Origin of the sequence: Dyella sedimenti (genome assembly GCF_022760995.1) — a bacterium.
GTDB classification, from domain to species: domain Bacteria; phylum Pseudomonadota; class Gammaproteobacteria; order Xanthomonadales; family Rhodanobacteraceae; genus Dyella; species Dyella sedimenti.
This window is the reverse complement of record NZ_JAKWJO010000003.1, coordinates 493,866-508,042: the sequence shown is the minus strand read 5'-3', so window position 1 is coordinate 508,042 and position 14,177 is coordinate 493,866. Positions and strand designations below refer to the sequence as shown.

Below are 14,177 nucleotides of genomic sequence, written 5' to 3'. Positions count from 1 at the left end.
GTGGGAAGCCCGGATCAGGCTTCCCGGTACCACAGCAGGATCACGCCGGTCAGCATGAAGCAGATCGGCCACACCACGCCGGCGATCCGGCCGCCGCGCCCAGGCAGGCGCAGTTCCAGCCAGCGCGCCCAGCCGGCGGCCACGCCGCTCAGCGCCAGCGGCGTATGCGTCAGCTCGATCAGCAGTTGGTCCTTCACGTTGGAGATCTGGTGGCTGTGCGTCAGCAGCATGGCGCCGCCCACCGCCACCAGCAGGGGAAACACCAGCGCGGCGCGCGCGCTGCGCAGGCGACCGGTGCGCACCGACCATTCGAACGCGCCGAACAGGACGATCAGCAGCACGAAGAAGCGGTGCTGCGACACCTCGACATCGCGCCACGCCGCCCACCATCCCTCCTGGCCCAGCGGCCATACCTCGGGATCGGAGCGCACCAGCAGGAAGGCCGCCATCACCAGGAACAGCAGCGGCCAATGCCTGGCCCATCCCACGCCCGCGCGGCCGAGCAGGGCCAGCAGGCCGATCAGCAGCACGAAGATGCCAGCCCAGTGGTGGTTGTATTCCGACCACGCGATGTCCTCGGCATTGCGCGGCGGCAGCACGCCCGAGCCGGGCACTGTGGCCGCCTGCGCCACCTGGTGGTGGCGCTCGGCGTCCCGGTCGAGCTGCGCCTGCAACTGCGAGATGGCCAGGCTGTCGTGGTCGGGCGAGCTGAGCCGCGGCCACGACGGCGCGTTGCGCTCGGCGATCTCGTGCAGACTCACGCGGTCGGCGGTGAGGTCGATCGCCGGCGGCACCGAAGTCAGCGAGGCGGCCGCGAAGAAGATGGTGAAGCCGATGCCGATCTCCACCTCGGCGAACCGGCGCATGCGCAGCACCGGCGCCACCTGGCCCTTGCGCAGGCGCTCGGTGACCCGGAAGTTGCCCAGGCCCAGCAACAGCAGGGCCAGGAACATCACGATCTTGGCGCCCACCATCACACCGTAGGCGGTGCCGTAGAAGCCGGACCAGTCGCCGATGTAGAACACGCACATGGTCACGCCGGAGAGCAGGATGCATGCCACGCCGGCCATCGACATGCGCGAGAAGCGCGCGCCGACCTGGCGCAATCCCTGGGCCTCGTCGAGATGGTGCAGCACCAGCACGAAGGCCGGGATGGCGCCGATCCAGATCGCCGCGCCGAGCTGGTGCAGGCCTTCCACCGCCAGCAGCAGCGCGTTGTCGTCCAGGCGCGCGTAGGCGTGGGTGGTGAAGGTAGCCGCGGCCAGCTCGGCCACGCCGACCAGCAGCAGCGCCAGGCGCCCGCCACGCGAGGCAAGCGTGCGCGGATTCAGTCCGGCCAGGATCAGCGCGGCGCACAGTATCTTCACGCCGCCGGCGATCGCGAACGATGCCTGCAGCACGTTGCCCAGCGGCAGGTCCACCGTGGCCATCAGCACCGCCACCTGCAGCGCCGTGGTGGCAAGCTCGGCCAGGATCAGCCCCGCGGCGGCCGTGCAGGTCAGCCGCAGCACGCGCCGTTCGAGCGAGGCGCCCCGCGCCAGCGACGGCGCCAGGGGAAGCAGCAGCAATAGCAGGAATGACAGGCCGCCGAGCGTCATCGACTGCGCGACGATGACCAGTCCATGCAGGATGATGCTCAGGTAGCCGAAGATATCGACGAACAGGTTCACGCGATCCCTCGTTGGCGGGCGGTGGATGGGCCGGCAACGGTATGGAGATTACGGCGCGGCTGCGCCCACCGTGAACGGCAGATCGCCGCGGGTGATATGGCCGTCCAGCGCGAGGGCCTGCCAGTGGATCACGTAGCTGCCGGGCTTGAGGTCCGCCTCGCTGTCCAGCTCGCTGGGCTTGCCGGCATCGGCGGCGATGCGCAGCGTGACGTCCTGCTGGCCGGGGCCGCCGGAAAGCACCAGCTTGGAGCGCGCCTGATCGATCTTGCTGTTGTACTTGAGCGCCAGCGGAACGTGCCCAGCGGCCACGCTGCCGTTCGCCTTGGGCGAACTGTCGATGAGGATGGCATGGGCGCTGGCGGCCATGCTGGCGAACGCCATGGAGGCAGCGAAGGCGACGGTCGCGAGGCGATGGACGGGACGCATGGGTCACTCCTTGGATGGGTCAGTGGTGGGGATCGGGCCGTGCCGGCGGTGGCTCGCACAACCCGATCGAATACAGCATGGCGGGCAGGAAGGCGAAGGTGGACAGCAGCACGGCCAGCAGGCTGAGCAGCAGCACCTGGCCCATGCTGGCGGTGCCGGGATGGCGCGCGATGGCCAGGCTGCCGAAGGCGGTGCCGGTGGTGAGCGCCGAGAACAGGATGGCGCGGGCGGTTGGCGAGCCGAGGAACAGGTGCATGCCGTGCCGCCAGTTCATCACGAAGTACACGTTGAACGACACGCCCACGCCCAGCAGCAAGGGCAGGGCGATGATGTTGGCGAAGTTGATCGAGATGCCGGCCAGGCGCGCCAGCAGGGCGGTCAGCAGGGCCGACATGATAAGGGTGGCGAGCACCAGCCCCGCGTCGCGCAGCCGGCGCAGCACCAGCAGCAGCACCACGCCGATGGCCAGCGTGGCGTAGATGGCGGCCTCGCGGAACGCATCGAGGATGGTGTCCGCGGCCTTGATGGTGCTCACCGCCGAGCCTGCCGCATCCGGCGCCAGGCGATGCACCGCCTGTACGAAGTTGCGCAGGCCCATGGTGTTCTGCGCCTTCGCCGTCGGCGTCACCTGCACGCGTACCCGGCCATCCGGCGTGAACCAGTCGCGCTTGAGGTCGCCGGGCAGGCTTTGCAGCGTGATCGGCTCGGCCGACAGCGAGTCGGCCAGCTGGTTGAGCGTATAGGGCAGGAATTGGGTGAGCGCCTGGTTGGCCATGGCCATCTGCGCGTCGGTGCCTTTCGCCAGGGCCGCCAGCGCCTTGCCGATGCGCAGCAGTGGCGAGCTGGCCGGCAGCTCGCTGGCCACGCTGGCGATGTTGTCGCTGGTATCCCTGGCGGCGGCGCGCATGTCGTCGTAGCTGGGTGCCGGCGCCTTCTCGCCCGGGTTCAGCACCGCGTACATCAGGTCGGAGGCCTGGCCGATCTGTTCGAGCTTGTCCGCCTGGCCGGAGGGGATGAAGTCCGCGCCGCTCACCACCTGGATGACCTCGGGCAGCTTGTCCAACTGCTCGCTCAGCTGCTGCGCCGCGGGCAGGTCACTGGCCAGGATGTCCATGGTGAACGGGTTGGTGTTGGGGTCGTTCATCAGCGTGGTCAGCGTGCGCATGGCCTCGCTGTCAGCGCGCTTGGTATGCAGCGGGTTGGCGTCGAAGGGAATGGTGGCGGCGCACCACGCGCCCGCCAGCCCAAGCAGCACGAACACGACCAGCACCGCCTTGCGCTGGCGGTCCAGCCAGCCGTCCGCCCGGGCGCCACCGGGCAGCGCGACCTCGACGTGGGGCGAGGCGCGCGACAGCAGGCGCAGCAGGGCCGGCAGCACGGTGAGCGTGCAAACCAGCGCCAGCAGCATGCCGACGCCGGCGATGATGCCCAGCTCGGCCACGCCGGTGAAATCGGTAGGCGCGAAGGCCAGGAAGCCGCAGGCGGTGGCCAGCGCGGCCAGGCCGATCTGGCTGGCCGCGCGCTGGGCCGTCTCGTGCAGCGAATCGTGGAAGCTGTGGTCGCTGTATTGGCGGGCGCGCAGGCGCACGGCGAACTGGATGCCGAAGTCCACCGCCAGGCCAACGAACAGCACCGCGAAGGCCACCGACACCAGGTTGAGGCGGCCCACGGTGAGCGCGGCGAAGCCCAGCGTATAGATCAGGCCGACGATGAGCGTGACCAGCACCGGCACGATCAGCCGCCACGAGCCCAGGGCCAGCGCCAGCCAGAACACCAGCAGCACGGTGCTGCCGATGGCGATGGGCGTGGCCCGGTCGGTGAGCGAGGCGAACTCCTCGTCCGACAGCGGCACCGAGCCGGTGTAATCCACCCGCACGCGTCCCGACTTCACCTCGGGCAGCTCCGAGGCCAGCCGCAGCATGGCCTCGGTGGCGGCGCGGCCGGGCTCCAGCGCGCGATGGTCGAGCACGGGGTGGATCAGCACGAATTCCTGCCCGCCCTGGGCGCCCACCAGGTTGGGCGTGAGCAGGGCCTGCCAGGAGAGCGGTGCGGCACGGCCGGCCACCGCGTCCTCCATGGTCCGGGCCACGTTGCCCAGGGCGGCGTCATAGGAGGACAGGTCCTTGGCCATGCCGTGGCGCACGCCTTCGACCATCAGGTCGATGCCCTTGAACAGGCCCCGCGCGGAAGGATCGGTGGCCAGCGGTCCCAGCAGCGGCTGCGCCTGCAGCATGCTGTCCAGCGTGGTGTTCAGCTCGTCCTGGGGCAGCAGGACCAGGCCCTCGCGGTTGAGGAACGGGCTGATGCCCGGCGTCGAGGACGAACGGAAGTGGACAGGGTCGCCTTGCAGCTTCCGGTTCAGCGCCTGGGCGGCGATGCGCGCTTCCTCGGGCGTGGGCGCGCGCACCACGGCGGTCAGCGTGTCGTTGAACTGGGGAAACTGCCGGGCCAGTGCCAGGCTCTGCTGGCGCCAGGGAAGCTGGTCGGAGAACAGGTGGTCCGAATCGGTATCCATGCTCAGGTGGTGCGAGGCGCCGAACAGGCTCAGCAGCACCAGCAGGGCGGCCAGCAGCAGCACGATGAAGTGATGGCGGCCACTGCGGTCGACCAGCCACACCAGTCCTTTCTGAATCGCATGGAACACGCCATCTCCTCGGGGTTGATACGCCGGCGGCCCATCGAGGCCGGACTGGTATCCGTCATCGCTCGCGCAAGGTTAGCAGGGGCCGCATGACTCGCGCGCCCATCCATCGCCGGCGGCATCGGCTGCCGCGCGCAGGGCGCGGGTGGCCTGGCGCATGCGCGAGGCCAGGCGGGGCAGTTGGGCGAGCAGGCCGGGGTGGCGGCCCAGCGCGGCCAGCAGCGCCAGTGTCCGGGGGCGGCCCCAGGCGTCCACGGCCGACTGGAGCGTGAGCGGGACATCGTCGTCGCATTCGTCGACGATGGCGCGCAGCACCACGAACGGGACCTGCCGCTCGCTCGCCACCGCAGCCACCGCCGCGCTCTCCATGTCCACGGCAAGGGCCTGGTGCCGCGCATGCATCGCCTGCTTGTCGGCGACGCCGAGCAGCGGTGCATCCAGGCCGAGCAAGGTGCCGTTGTCCCGTACGGGATGAGCCGTGGTGCGCAATCGGCTGGCGAGCGCCGCCTGCCAGTCCGGCGTGGGCTGGTACTCGCGGCCGGCCGCATCGATGACCCGCGAGGGGCAGAACAGCGTGCCGCTGCGCAGCCCGGGCGCGAGCCCGCCCGCCACGCCGAACACCGCCAGTGCATCGGCGCCTTCGCGCACCAGCGCTTCCGCGGCTTCGTGCGCCGCGCTGGGACCCATGCCGCACAACCACAGGCAGCGGCCCTCGCCAAGGCGAATGGGCCGGTCCGGCGCCACCGCGCGATGCGCGAGCACGCGCGCTTCCGCCGCCAGTGCCGTGACGATGCCTACCCGGTGTTTCACTTCGCGGTGTTGGCTCGCGGGGACGACAGTTGCCGGTAGCGGGTCAGCGCCCACAACGGGAAATACGCGGTGTAACCGTGGTATTTCAGGAAGAACACGCGCGGGAACCCGGGGGCGTTGAAGCTCGGGTGGTACCACAGCCCCGTTTCACGCTCGCCCGTGGGTTGCTGGTGGTCGAGCAGCCAGTCGATGCCGCGTCGCACCGCCTCGCTGTCCGCCTCGCCGGCGGCGAGCAGGCCGAGCACGGCCCAGGCCGTGCTGTGCGGGGTGCTGACGCCGCCGTTGGTGCCGCGCAGCGCCGGGTCGAAATAGCTGTCGTTGGTTTCGCCCCAGCCGCCGTCCGCGTGCTGCCTGGACAGCAGCCAGTCGATCGCGCGGCGGATCCACGGCTGCGACATGTCCTCGCCGACCAGGGCCAGGCCCGCCAGTACCGACCAGGTACCATAGATGTAGTTGGTGCCCCAGCGCCCCCAGAAGGAGCCGTCCGGCAACTGCGCCTGGCGCAGGTAGGCCAGGCAGCGCTCGATCGCGGGCTTGTCCTTGGCGCGGCCGAGCACGCCCAGGCACGCCAGCACGCGGCCGGAAACGTCCTCGGTGGGCGGGTCGAGCATGGCGCCGTGGTCGGCGAAGGGAATCTGGTTGATGTGGTAGTGCGTGTTGTTGCGGTCGAAGGCGGCAAAGCCGCCGTTGTCCGACTGCATGCCGACCAGCCAGTCCGCCGCGCGCTCGATGCGCTCGCGGTAGCGCTCGGCCTGCGGCGTGCCGCGCACGGCCACGTGCAGCAGCCCCGCCACCACGGCGGTGTCGTCCAGGTCCGGGTAATAGGCATTGGCGTACTGGAAGGCCCAGCCGCCCGGGGGCAGGCCGGGGGCCTGCACTGCCCAGTCGCCTTCCAGGGTGAGTTCCTGCAGCGGCGCGAGCCATTCCAGCGCGCGCGTCACCGCATCCTGCGTGGCTTGGTCGGGCGAGGCGCGCAGCAACGCCATCGCCGCCCAGCCGGTATCCCATACCGGCGATACGCAAGGCTGGCAGAACGCCGTGCCGTCCGGGCGGTGCACGACGAGCTTCTGCAGCGACTTCAGGCAGGTGGCGCGGGCGGGGTGGTCCTTGGCGTAGCCCAGCAGGTCCATCGCCTCCAGCGCGTTCACCATCGGCGGGAAGATCGCGCCCAGCCCGTCCTCGCCGTTGAGTCGCGGCAGGAACCATTGCTCGGCCCTGGCGATGGCCTTGCGGCGAAGCGCGCGGGGAACCAGCGGGTCGCAGGCGCGGCCGATCTTGTCCAACGCCAGGAACAGCCGGTTGACGAATCCCTGTCGGGCGAAATAGTGGCGCTCCTGTTCCGGCGGCGTCACGAACAGCTCGGCGATGCCCACGCCGCGCGGGTTCTTCGCGCGTGCCTTGAGCGAGCACAGGATGAACAGCGGCACCATGGTGGTGCGCGCCCAGTAGGACACCTTGTCCAGGTGGAACGGCGCCCAGCGCGGGAACAGCATGATCTCCACCGGCACGTAGGGCGCGGCGCGCCAGGGCACCTGGCCGAACATGGCGAGCAGGATACGCGTGAACACGTTGCTCTTCGCCGCGCCGCCCAGTGCCAGGATGGCCGCGCGCGCGCGCGCCATGTGCGGCGCCTGCGGGTCGTCGCCGGCGGCCTTGAGTGCGTAGTAGGCCTTGACCGAGCACGAGATGTCGATGGCGCCATCGTGGTAGAGCGGCCAGCCGCCGTGCGTGTCGGTGCACTGCTTGAGGCGGATGTAGCGCGCCAGCTTCTCCTGCAGCACCTCGTCGATCTCGTCGAGGAAATGCATCATCAGGATGTACTCGGCCGAGATCGTGCAATCGGTCTCGAACTCGAAGCACCAGTGGCCGTCCGGCTGCTGCCGCTCCAGCAGGGCCTTGCGCGCCCGCTCGATGGCGCGGTCCAGCCTGGCGTTGCCGGTCTCCTGGCGCTCGTCCGGGGCGACCGCGGCGTCCGCGGAGGAGACGCCCGTCATAGCGTGCTGACGTCTTTGGTGTTGCGGCCCGGCGCCACGCCGCCGTAGTACGAGCGGCGGCGGCGCGGCCAGGCATGGAGCGTGCGCGGCGGCTCGCCCCATTCGGGCGCCAGCGGGGTCAGCGGCAGCTTGCGCGCGGCCGCCGCGAACAGCCAGCGGACCGCCGGGTCGAACTTGTCGGTCAGCCGGGTCAGGCCGATGGTCTGCGCCACCGCGGCGCGCGACACCTTGACCTGCGTGCCGGAGGAGAAGTCCAGGCGGTCCTGCAGGTTGCGCAGGGTGAGAACGGCCAGGCCGATGCTCCACAGGCAGAAGCGGCGGAAGCCGGCGTGCCGCGCCGGTACGATCAGGGAATATTCGACCGCGTCGCACAGGTGGGCATGGGCGACGCCGATCAGTTCCGTCATCGCCTGCGCATAGTGCGCATCCTGCTGGCCGGCGCGCAGGTCTTGCAGCGTCACGCCATGGCGCGCGAACACATCCTGCGGCAGCCAGCACACGCCGTGGCTGCGATCCTCCCACTGGTCCTTGAGGATGTTGGTCATCTGCAGGCCCTGGCCGAAGGACACCGCCAGCCGCATCAGCGTCTTGTACTGCGGCACCAGCTCGGGCTCGAAATCGACCAGCAGGCGGGTAAGCATCTCGCCCACCACACCGGCGACGACATAGCAGTAGCGGTCCATGTCCTTGAGGGTGGCCAGGCCCTGCAGGCCGACCACGCGCTGGAACTCGTGCATGCCCTGCGACATCACCTGCAGGCACTCGATGATGGCCGCGCGCTGCGCTGTGTTGAAGGACTGCGTGACCTCCAGCACCAGCGGCAGCCTGGCGACCAGTTCGCGCTCGCTTTCGGACGTGGCGTCGGAGAGCCGGGCGGCTACTTCGCTGGCGAACGCCTGCGCGTCGATACGGCCGGTGACCGCCTCGACGAAGGCGGCCTCGTACTGGCCCTTCTGTTCCGCCGACAGGGCGGGCTCGTCCTCGATGGTGTCCGCGATGCGGCAGAGCAGGTAGGCGTTGGCGACCACGTGGCGCAGCGCCGGCGGCAGCTGCGGGATGGTCAGGGCGAACGTGCGTGAGACTTTCGGAAGGATCTCTTCCTGGTAGGCAGCAGCGTTGCTCGGGGCGATCGCGGCGGCTTGCTTCACTTCAAACATGGGCATGCCTCGGCCTTCTTAGTATTCACATACAGAGAAACGCACGACATCGGCATGTTAACACCCGGATCTCCGCGCATGCAGCCTTCCTTTTTTTCGGTCTGAATATAGAAGCGACGCGGCGGCGCGGGGCGGGGGATGCGCCAGGCAGCGCCTTCATCGTACATAATGAACCGCAACGGTCCCAAGAGTTCACGGAACGCCCGCGCTATGCATCCAGGTGTCCTGCAGGTGATCTTCAGGTTTCGCGGCGCGGTGCGATGGCCATGAAAGCCGTCATCACCGGCGCCACCGGCTTCGTGGGTTCGGCGGTGGCGCGGCGCCTGCTGCGGGAAGGACACGAGGTGCGCGCGCTGGCGCGTCCCGGTTCGGATCGCCGGAACCTGCAGGGGCTCGAACTGGAGGTGGTCGAGGGCGACCTGGCCGACGCTGCATCCCTGGCGCACGTGTGCGACGGCTGCGATGCGCTGTTCCACGTGGCGGCCGACTACCGGCTGTGGGCGCCGCAGCCCGAGCAGTTGTACCGCACCAACGTGGACGGCACGCAGGCCCTGATGGAGGCAGCCAGGCGATCCGGCGTGCCGCGCATCGTCTATACCAGCAGCGTGGCCACGCTGGGCATTCCCACGGACGGACGCCCGGGCGACGAGGATACGCCGGTCTCGCTGGCCGACATGGTGGGACACTACAAGCGTTCCAAGTTCCTCGCCGAGGCGCTGGTGCGCCGCTACGCGGCGGAAGGCCTGCCGGTGGTCATCGTCAATCCGTCCACGCCGATCGGGCCGCGCGACATCAAGCCCACGCCCACCGGCCGGATCGTGCGCGATGCGATGGCCGGCCGCATGCCGGCCTATGTCGATACGGGCCTCAACGTGGCGCACGTGGACGACGTGGCCGAGGGACACCTGCTGGCCTGGCAGCGGGGCGCGATCGGCGAGCGCTACGTGCTGGGCGGCGCCAACCTCAGCCTGCGCGAGCTGCTGTTCGAGATCGCCGACATCGTGGGCCGCAAGCCGCCGCGCTGGCGCCTGCCGCACGCGGCGGTGATGCCGGTGGCCTATGCCGCCGAGGCCTGGGCGCGGATCAGCGGCAAGCCGCCGATCGCCACCGTCGAGGAGGTGCGCATGTCCAGGAAGCGCATGTTCTTCTCCAGCGCGAAGGCCGAGCGCGAACTGGGCTATGCCGCCGGCCCGGTGCGCCTTGCGCTGGAAGATGCGGTGGCGTGGTTCAGCCTGCACCACTAGGGCCTGTTCAACGCACGAAGCGTCGGGCCAGCCGCGCCAGGCGCGGCACGAAGGTGGGGCGCAGCAGGCGTTCGTCGTAGCCGTCCATGCGCAGGCTGTTCTGGGCGAGGCAGAGGTCGATGAGTTCGCCCAGCTTCAGGTCCAGGCCGATCTGCTGGTGGCCGGTCAGGGTGAAATTGGCGTCCTGCATCTCGCCGTTGTCGTCCAGGCCCTTGGCGATGCCGATGCGTTCCCAGATCAGGAACAGCCATACGCGCATCACCTTCAGTTCGAAAGCGGGGCGGCGCCACCACGGCAACTGCCGGCGATGCCAGGCGACCCAGTTGGCGAAGAACAGGATGTGGCGCGCCTCTTCCTGCATCACCGGCTCGAAAGTCTCGACCAGTTCGGCGGGGAAATAGCCGGTGCGCTTGGCCGACTCGAACAGGCCGAAGGCGAAGAAGCTGTCGATACATTCGCTGTAGCCGGTCACCAGCCAGCCCCACTCGGGGTCCTTCGGCACTTCGTATTCCGGTTCCGGCGCCAGCGCGATGCCGTAGGCCTCGACCATCTTGCTCAGCACGACCTTGTGGCGCGCTTCCTCGTCGCCATCCATGGTCATGGCCTCGTGCAGCAGCGGGTCGCCCACCGTCGCGGTATAGGTCGCCACGCGCAGCTTGGCCTTGCCCTCGGTCTGCACCGCGATGTCCCAGATCGGCAGCGAAGTGATGCGCTGCAGGGCGTCGGCTTCCAGCGCAGGCCATTCGATCACGGCCGGCTTGTACGGGTTGTGGGTGTCCAGCAGCATGCGGCAGAACAGGCGCTTGTGCGCCTCCGAGCCGATGCGGATGCGACCGGGCTCGCCGAGCCAGTGGCGCATGGCGTGGTCGGCGGCGGCAACGGTGGCGTCATGCGTCATCAGGCATCTCTCTCCGTGGATCAGGAAGGCAACTGGCCGTCGGAGGCGTCGGCCGCCACGCGGGCGCGGCGCGCCCGCCAGCCGGCATGCAGGCGATGCGCCTCGGCCCATTGCCAGGACAGCAGGGCGGGCACGCCAAAGCCCACCTCGCGGGCGCGCTTGACCAGCGACAGGGCGATGGCGGCGTCGGCGGGCAGGCCGATCATGCCGCCGAACAGCACCAGGCCGCCTTCCTGCACGCCCAGTCCTGCGGGAACGAAGAAGATGATGTGGCGCACCGACTGGGTCACTGCCTCGATCGCGATGGCATCCCACGGCGAGATTGGATAGCCCAGCAGCTGTAGGGCCAGCCAGCTCTCGAAACTGCCGACCACGAAGCCGGCCACCTGCCAGCCGCACGACACCACCAGCCGCAGTGGTCGCCCGTAGAGGTCGCGCACCTCGCGGTCCAGCCGCGAGCCGTCGAGCAGTTCAGTGAAGCGCGAGGGGCCGCCGAGCAGCTTGGTGGCAAACGCTTCCAGTCGCGAGAACAACTGGCCGTGGCGCAGCAGCAGGATCAGCGCGATCGGCAGGGGCAGGCTGGCGGCCAGGGCACCGATGACCGAGTTGAGCGTGCCGATATGCTCGGTAAGGCCGATCAGCAGCAGGATGCCGAGCGCGGCGAACACGTACTGGCTCACCAGCGTGAGCAGCACTTCGATCACCACGCTCGCCGCCGTCGCGGCGCCGTCGAGGCCGCGCCACTTGACCAGGCGGATGCCGACGATCTCGCCGCCGATATTGGCCACCGGCAGCAGCCGGTTGCAGGCCTCGCGGACGGTGGCGACCCAGAACAGGAACGGCACGCCGGCGCGGCGCTGCGGATCGCGCGGGGCCAGCAGCGTGCGCCAGCCCAGCACATCCAGCAGCAGCGGCAGTACATGGAACGGCAGTAGCCACAACAGGGCCCAGCCCGCGTGGTCGAACGCGCCGCGGATCGCCGTCCAGTCCTGGTGCACGACCAGCACGATGGCCGCGGCCAGGCCCAGCAGGCCGGTGATGTAGACCAGGTATTTCATGCGGCCGCCGGGTCGGCGAAGCCGTGGCAGAGCTGGCAGTGCTCGTCGATGGCGCGGCGCACGCGCGGCGACAGCAGGGCGGCCAGCTCGTCCGCGTGACGATAGCTGGCCATGGCGGGCGTAAGCTCGCCGTGCGTGGCCGGATGCAGGTAAAGCTCGGAGAGGCCGGCGGGCAGGCGCCCGATTACGTCCAGCACCACGTGCTCGTCCATGCCGCCACTGTGCCGGATGCCGAATACATGGTCGTTGTAGCGTATCCCGGCACGCCGCAGCCGCCAGCGCATCAGCGCCAGCCAGGGTTGCAGCCAGCGGGACATGCCCGGCTCCGCCGGCAGGCGCACCGCGCGCAGGCCGTACTCGCGCCCGATCGAGACCAGCAGCGAGAGCACGGTGGGATGCAGGTGGAAGTGCTTGTGCGCGTTCACGTGGTCGAGCGCCAATCCGGTGGCGGCGAAGGCGTCGAACTGGGCGCGGATTTCAGCGGCGAGCTGGCGCCGCACATGCGGCAGGAAGAAGAAGCGGCATCCGTCGCGCGCCATGGCGTCGCCGAAGCGGCCGTCACCGTCCACCAGGGCGGGAATGCGCGAGGGCGGCAAGGCCGATCGGCCATCGGCCAGCACCAGGTGCAGCCCCACGGCCAGGCCCGGCAGTTGCCTGGCGCGCGCGACCGCATCGGCGGCCGCCGGCGCGGTGACCATCAGGCTGGCGGCGCCCAGCACGCCGTCGCGGTATCCGCGCTCGACCGCCTGGTTGACTGCCTCGTGCAGGCCAAAGTCGTCGGCGGTCACGATCAGGCGTGGTCGCGAATGAAGCGGTTTCGAGCCCATGGCGCGCGGCGTGGCGGGGCGCTCAGGCCTCGTGCGCACGCAGGAAGCGGAAGAATTCCACGCCCTCGCGCAACCGGCGCTTGGTCATTTCCCAGCTGCCGAGCATTTCCCTGACGATCTCCCAGATCTTCGACGGGCGGAAATAGAAGCTCCGGTAGAACGTCTCCACGCCGTGGAAGATCTCTTCCTTCGACAGGTGCGGGTAGCTGATCAGTGCCAGCTGCACGCCCTTGTCGTTGACCAGGTTGTGCGTCTCGTCGGGCTGCAGCCAGCCGTTCTCGACCGCCTGCTTGTAGAGCGTGGTGCCGGGGTAGGGCGCGGCCAGCGATACCTGCACGGTGTGCGGGTTGATTTCCTTGGCGTACTGGATGGTGCGCGCGATGGTTTCCTTGGTCTCGCCCGGCAGGCCGAGGATAAAGGTGCCGTGCACGGTGATGCCCAGCTTGCGGCAGTTCTCGGTGAAGGTGCGCGCGATGTCGGTGCGCAGGCCCTTCTTGATGTTGTGCAGGATCTGGTCGTCGCCCGACTCGTAGCCCACCAGCAGCAGGCGCAGGCCGTTCTCCTTCATGATCTTGAGCGACTCGTAGGGCACGTTGGCCTTGGCGTTGCAGCTCCAGGTCCAGCCCATGGCGTGCAGGCCGCGCGCGATCTCGTGCACGCGCTCCATGTTGGAACTGTCGGTGAAGGTGTCGTCGTCGAACATCAGTTCGCGCACTTCCGGCATGTTCTCCTTGATCCACTTCGCCTCGGCCAGCACATTGGCGGCCGAGCGCACGCGGTAGCGGTGCCCGCCCACGGTCTGCGGCCACAGGCAGAAGGTGCACTTGGAACGGCAGCCACGGCCGGTGTAGATCGACACGTAGGGGTGCTTGAGGTAGCCGATGAAGTAGCGCTCGATCTTCAGGTCGCGCTTGTAGACCGGCGCCACGAACGGCAGGTCGTCCATGTGCTCGATGGTGGCGCGCGGCGGGTTGTGCTGCGCGCGGCCATCCGGGAGCTTGTAGCTCAGGCCGGTGATGTCCTTGAACGGGCGGCCCTCGGCTACTTCCTTGCAGGTGTAGTCGAATTCCTCGCGGGCCACGAAGTCGATCGCCGGCGAGGCCAGCAGCGAGCCTTCGGCATCGACCGCCACCTTGGCGCCGACCATGCCGATCAGGATGCCGGGGCGGCGCGCCTTGAGCAGTTCGGCGAATTTCGCGTCGGTGGGGAAGGACGGCGTGCTGGTGTGGATGATCACCAGCTCGTAGTCCGCGGCGATGTCCAGCGTGTCTTCCACCGAGAGTTCTTCCACCGGGGCGTCAAGCACGCGCGAGCCGGGCACCAGCGCGGCCGGCTGCGCCAGCCAGGTGGGGTACCAGAAGCTCTTGATCTCGCGCTTGGCCTGGTAGCGAGAGCCGGCGCCGCCGTCGAAACCGTCGAAGGAGGGCGCCTGCAGAAAAAGCGTTTTCATGG

The 14,177-nt window shown here is 69.3% G+C and carries 11 protein-coding genes; 1 reads left to right on the top strand and 10 read right to left on the bottom strand.

What is annotated here, in order from left to right:
* Nucleotides 1-14: 14 nt before the first annotated feature.
* The 6 genes from MJ605_RS09965 to MJ605_RS09940 form a co-directional block, all read right to left on the bottom strand.
* Nucleotides 15-1,670 (bottom strand): copper resistance D family protein, encoded by a 1,656-nt coding sequence (locus tag MJ605_RS09965; RefSeq protein WP_243041340.1) that lies wholly within the window; start codon nt 1,668-1,670, stop codon nt 15-17.
* Nucleotides 1,671-1,718: 48 nt separating this feature from the next.
* A complete protein-coding gene (locus MJ605_RS09960) occupies nt 1,719-2,096 on the bottom strand; it encodes a copper resistance CopC family protein (RefSeq protein WP_243041338.1) in 378 nt (125 codons plus the stop codon).
* Nucleotides 2,097-2,115: 19 nt separating this feature from the next.
* A complete protein-coding gene (locus tag MJ605_RS09955; protein WP_243041335.1) occupies nt 2,116-4,740 on the bottom strand; it encodes an MMPL family transporter in 2,625 nt (874 codons plus the stop codon).
* A gap of 72 nt (nt 4,741-4,812) precedes the next feature.
* Entirely contained in the window at nt 4,813-5,547 is a 735-nt protein-coding gene (locus MJ605_RS09950; RefSeq protein WP_243041334.1) for a phosphorylase family protein, read from the bottom strand.
* The gene (gene shc / locus MJ605_RS09945) at nt 5,544-7,541 is read right to left on the bottom strand and encodes a squalene--hopene cyclase (protein ID WP_243041332.1); all 1,998 of its coding nucleotides are present in this window, start codon (nt 7,539-7,541) and stop codon (nt 5,544-5,546) included. Before shc ends, MJ605_RS09950 begins: the two co-directional genes overlap by 4 nt.
* Nucleotides 7,538-8,698, bottom strand: coding sequence for a phytoene/squalene synthase family protein (locus tag MJ605_RS09940; protein WP_243041330.1), 1,161 nt, complete (start codon nt 8,696-8,698; stop codon nt 7,538-7,540). The genes shc and MJ605_RS09940 overlap by 4 nt, the downstream gene beginning before the upstream one ends.
* Before the next feature lie 266 nt (nt 8,699-8,964).
* On the opposite strand from MJ605_RS09940, the gene hpnA reads away from it, so the two are divergent.
* The gene (gene hpnA / locus MJ605_RS09935; protein ID WP_243041328.1) at nt 8,965-9,942 is read left to right on the top strand and encodes a hopanoid-associated sugar epimerase; all 978 of its coding nucleotides are present in this window, start codon (nt 8,965-8,967) and stop codon (nt 9,940-9,942) included.
* Nucleotides 9,943-9,949: 7 nt separating this feature from the next.
* On the opposite strand, the gene MJ605_RS09930 is transcribed toward hpnA, so the two are convergent.
* The 4 genes from MJ605_RS09930 to hpnJ form a co-directional block, all read right to left on the bottom strand.
* Entirely contained in the window at nt 9,950-10,840 is an 891-nt protein-coding gene (locus MJ605_RS09930; RefSeq protein ID WP_243041327.1) for a ferritin-like domain-containing protein, read from the bottom strand.
* Nucleotides 10,841-10,860: 20 nt separating this feature from the next.
* Nucleotides 10,861-11,898, bottom strand: a complete 1,038-nt coding sequence (locus MJ605_RS09925) for a lysylphosphatidylglycerol synthase domain-containing protein (RefSeq protein ID WP_243041325.1) — start codon at nt 11,896-11,898, stop codon at nt 10,861-10,863.
* Nucleotides 11,895-12,686 (bottom strand): hopanoid biosynthesis-associated protein HpnK, encoded by a 792-nt coding sequence (gene hpnK, locus MJ605_RS09920; protein WP_243041324.1) that lies wholly within the window; start codon nt 12,684-12,686, stop codon nt 11,895-11,897. Before hpnK ends, MJ605_RS09925 begins: the two co-directional genes overlap by 4 nt.
* Before the next feature lie 61 nt (nt 12,687-12,747).
* On the bottom strand, nt 12,748-14,175 hold the full coding sequence (gene hpnJ / locus MJ605_RS09915; protein ID WP_243041322.1) for a hopanoid biosynthesis associated radical SAM protein HpnJ: 1,428 nt from the start codon (nt 14,173-14,175) through the stop codon (nt 12,748-12,750).
* Nucleotides 14,176-14,177: the final 2 nt, after the last annotated feature.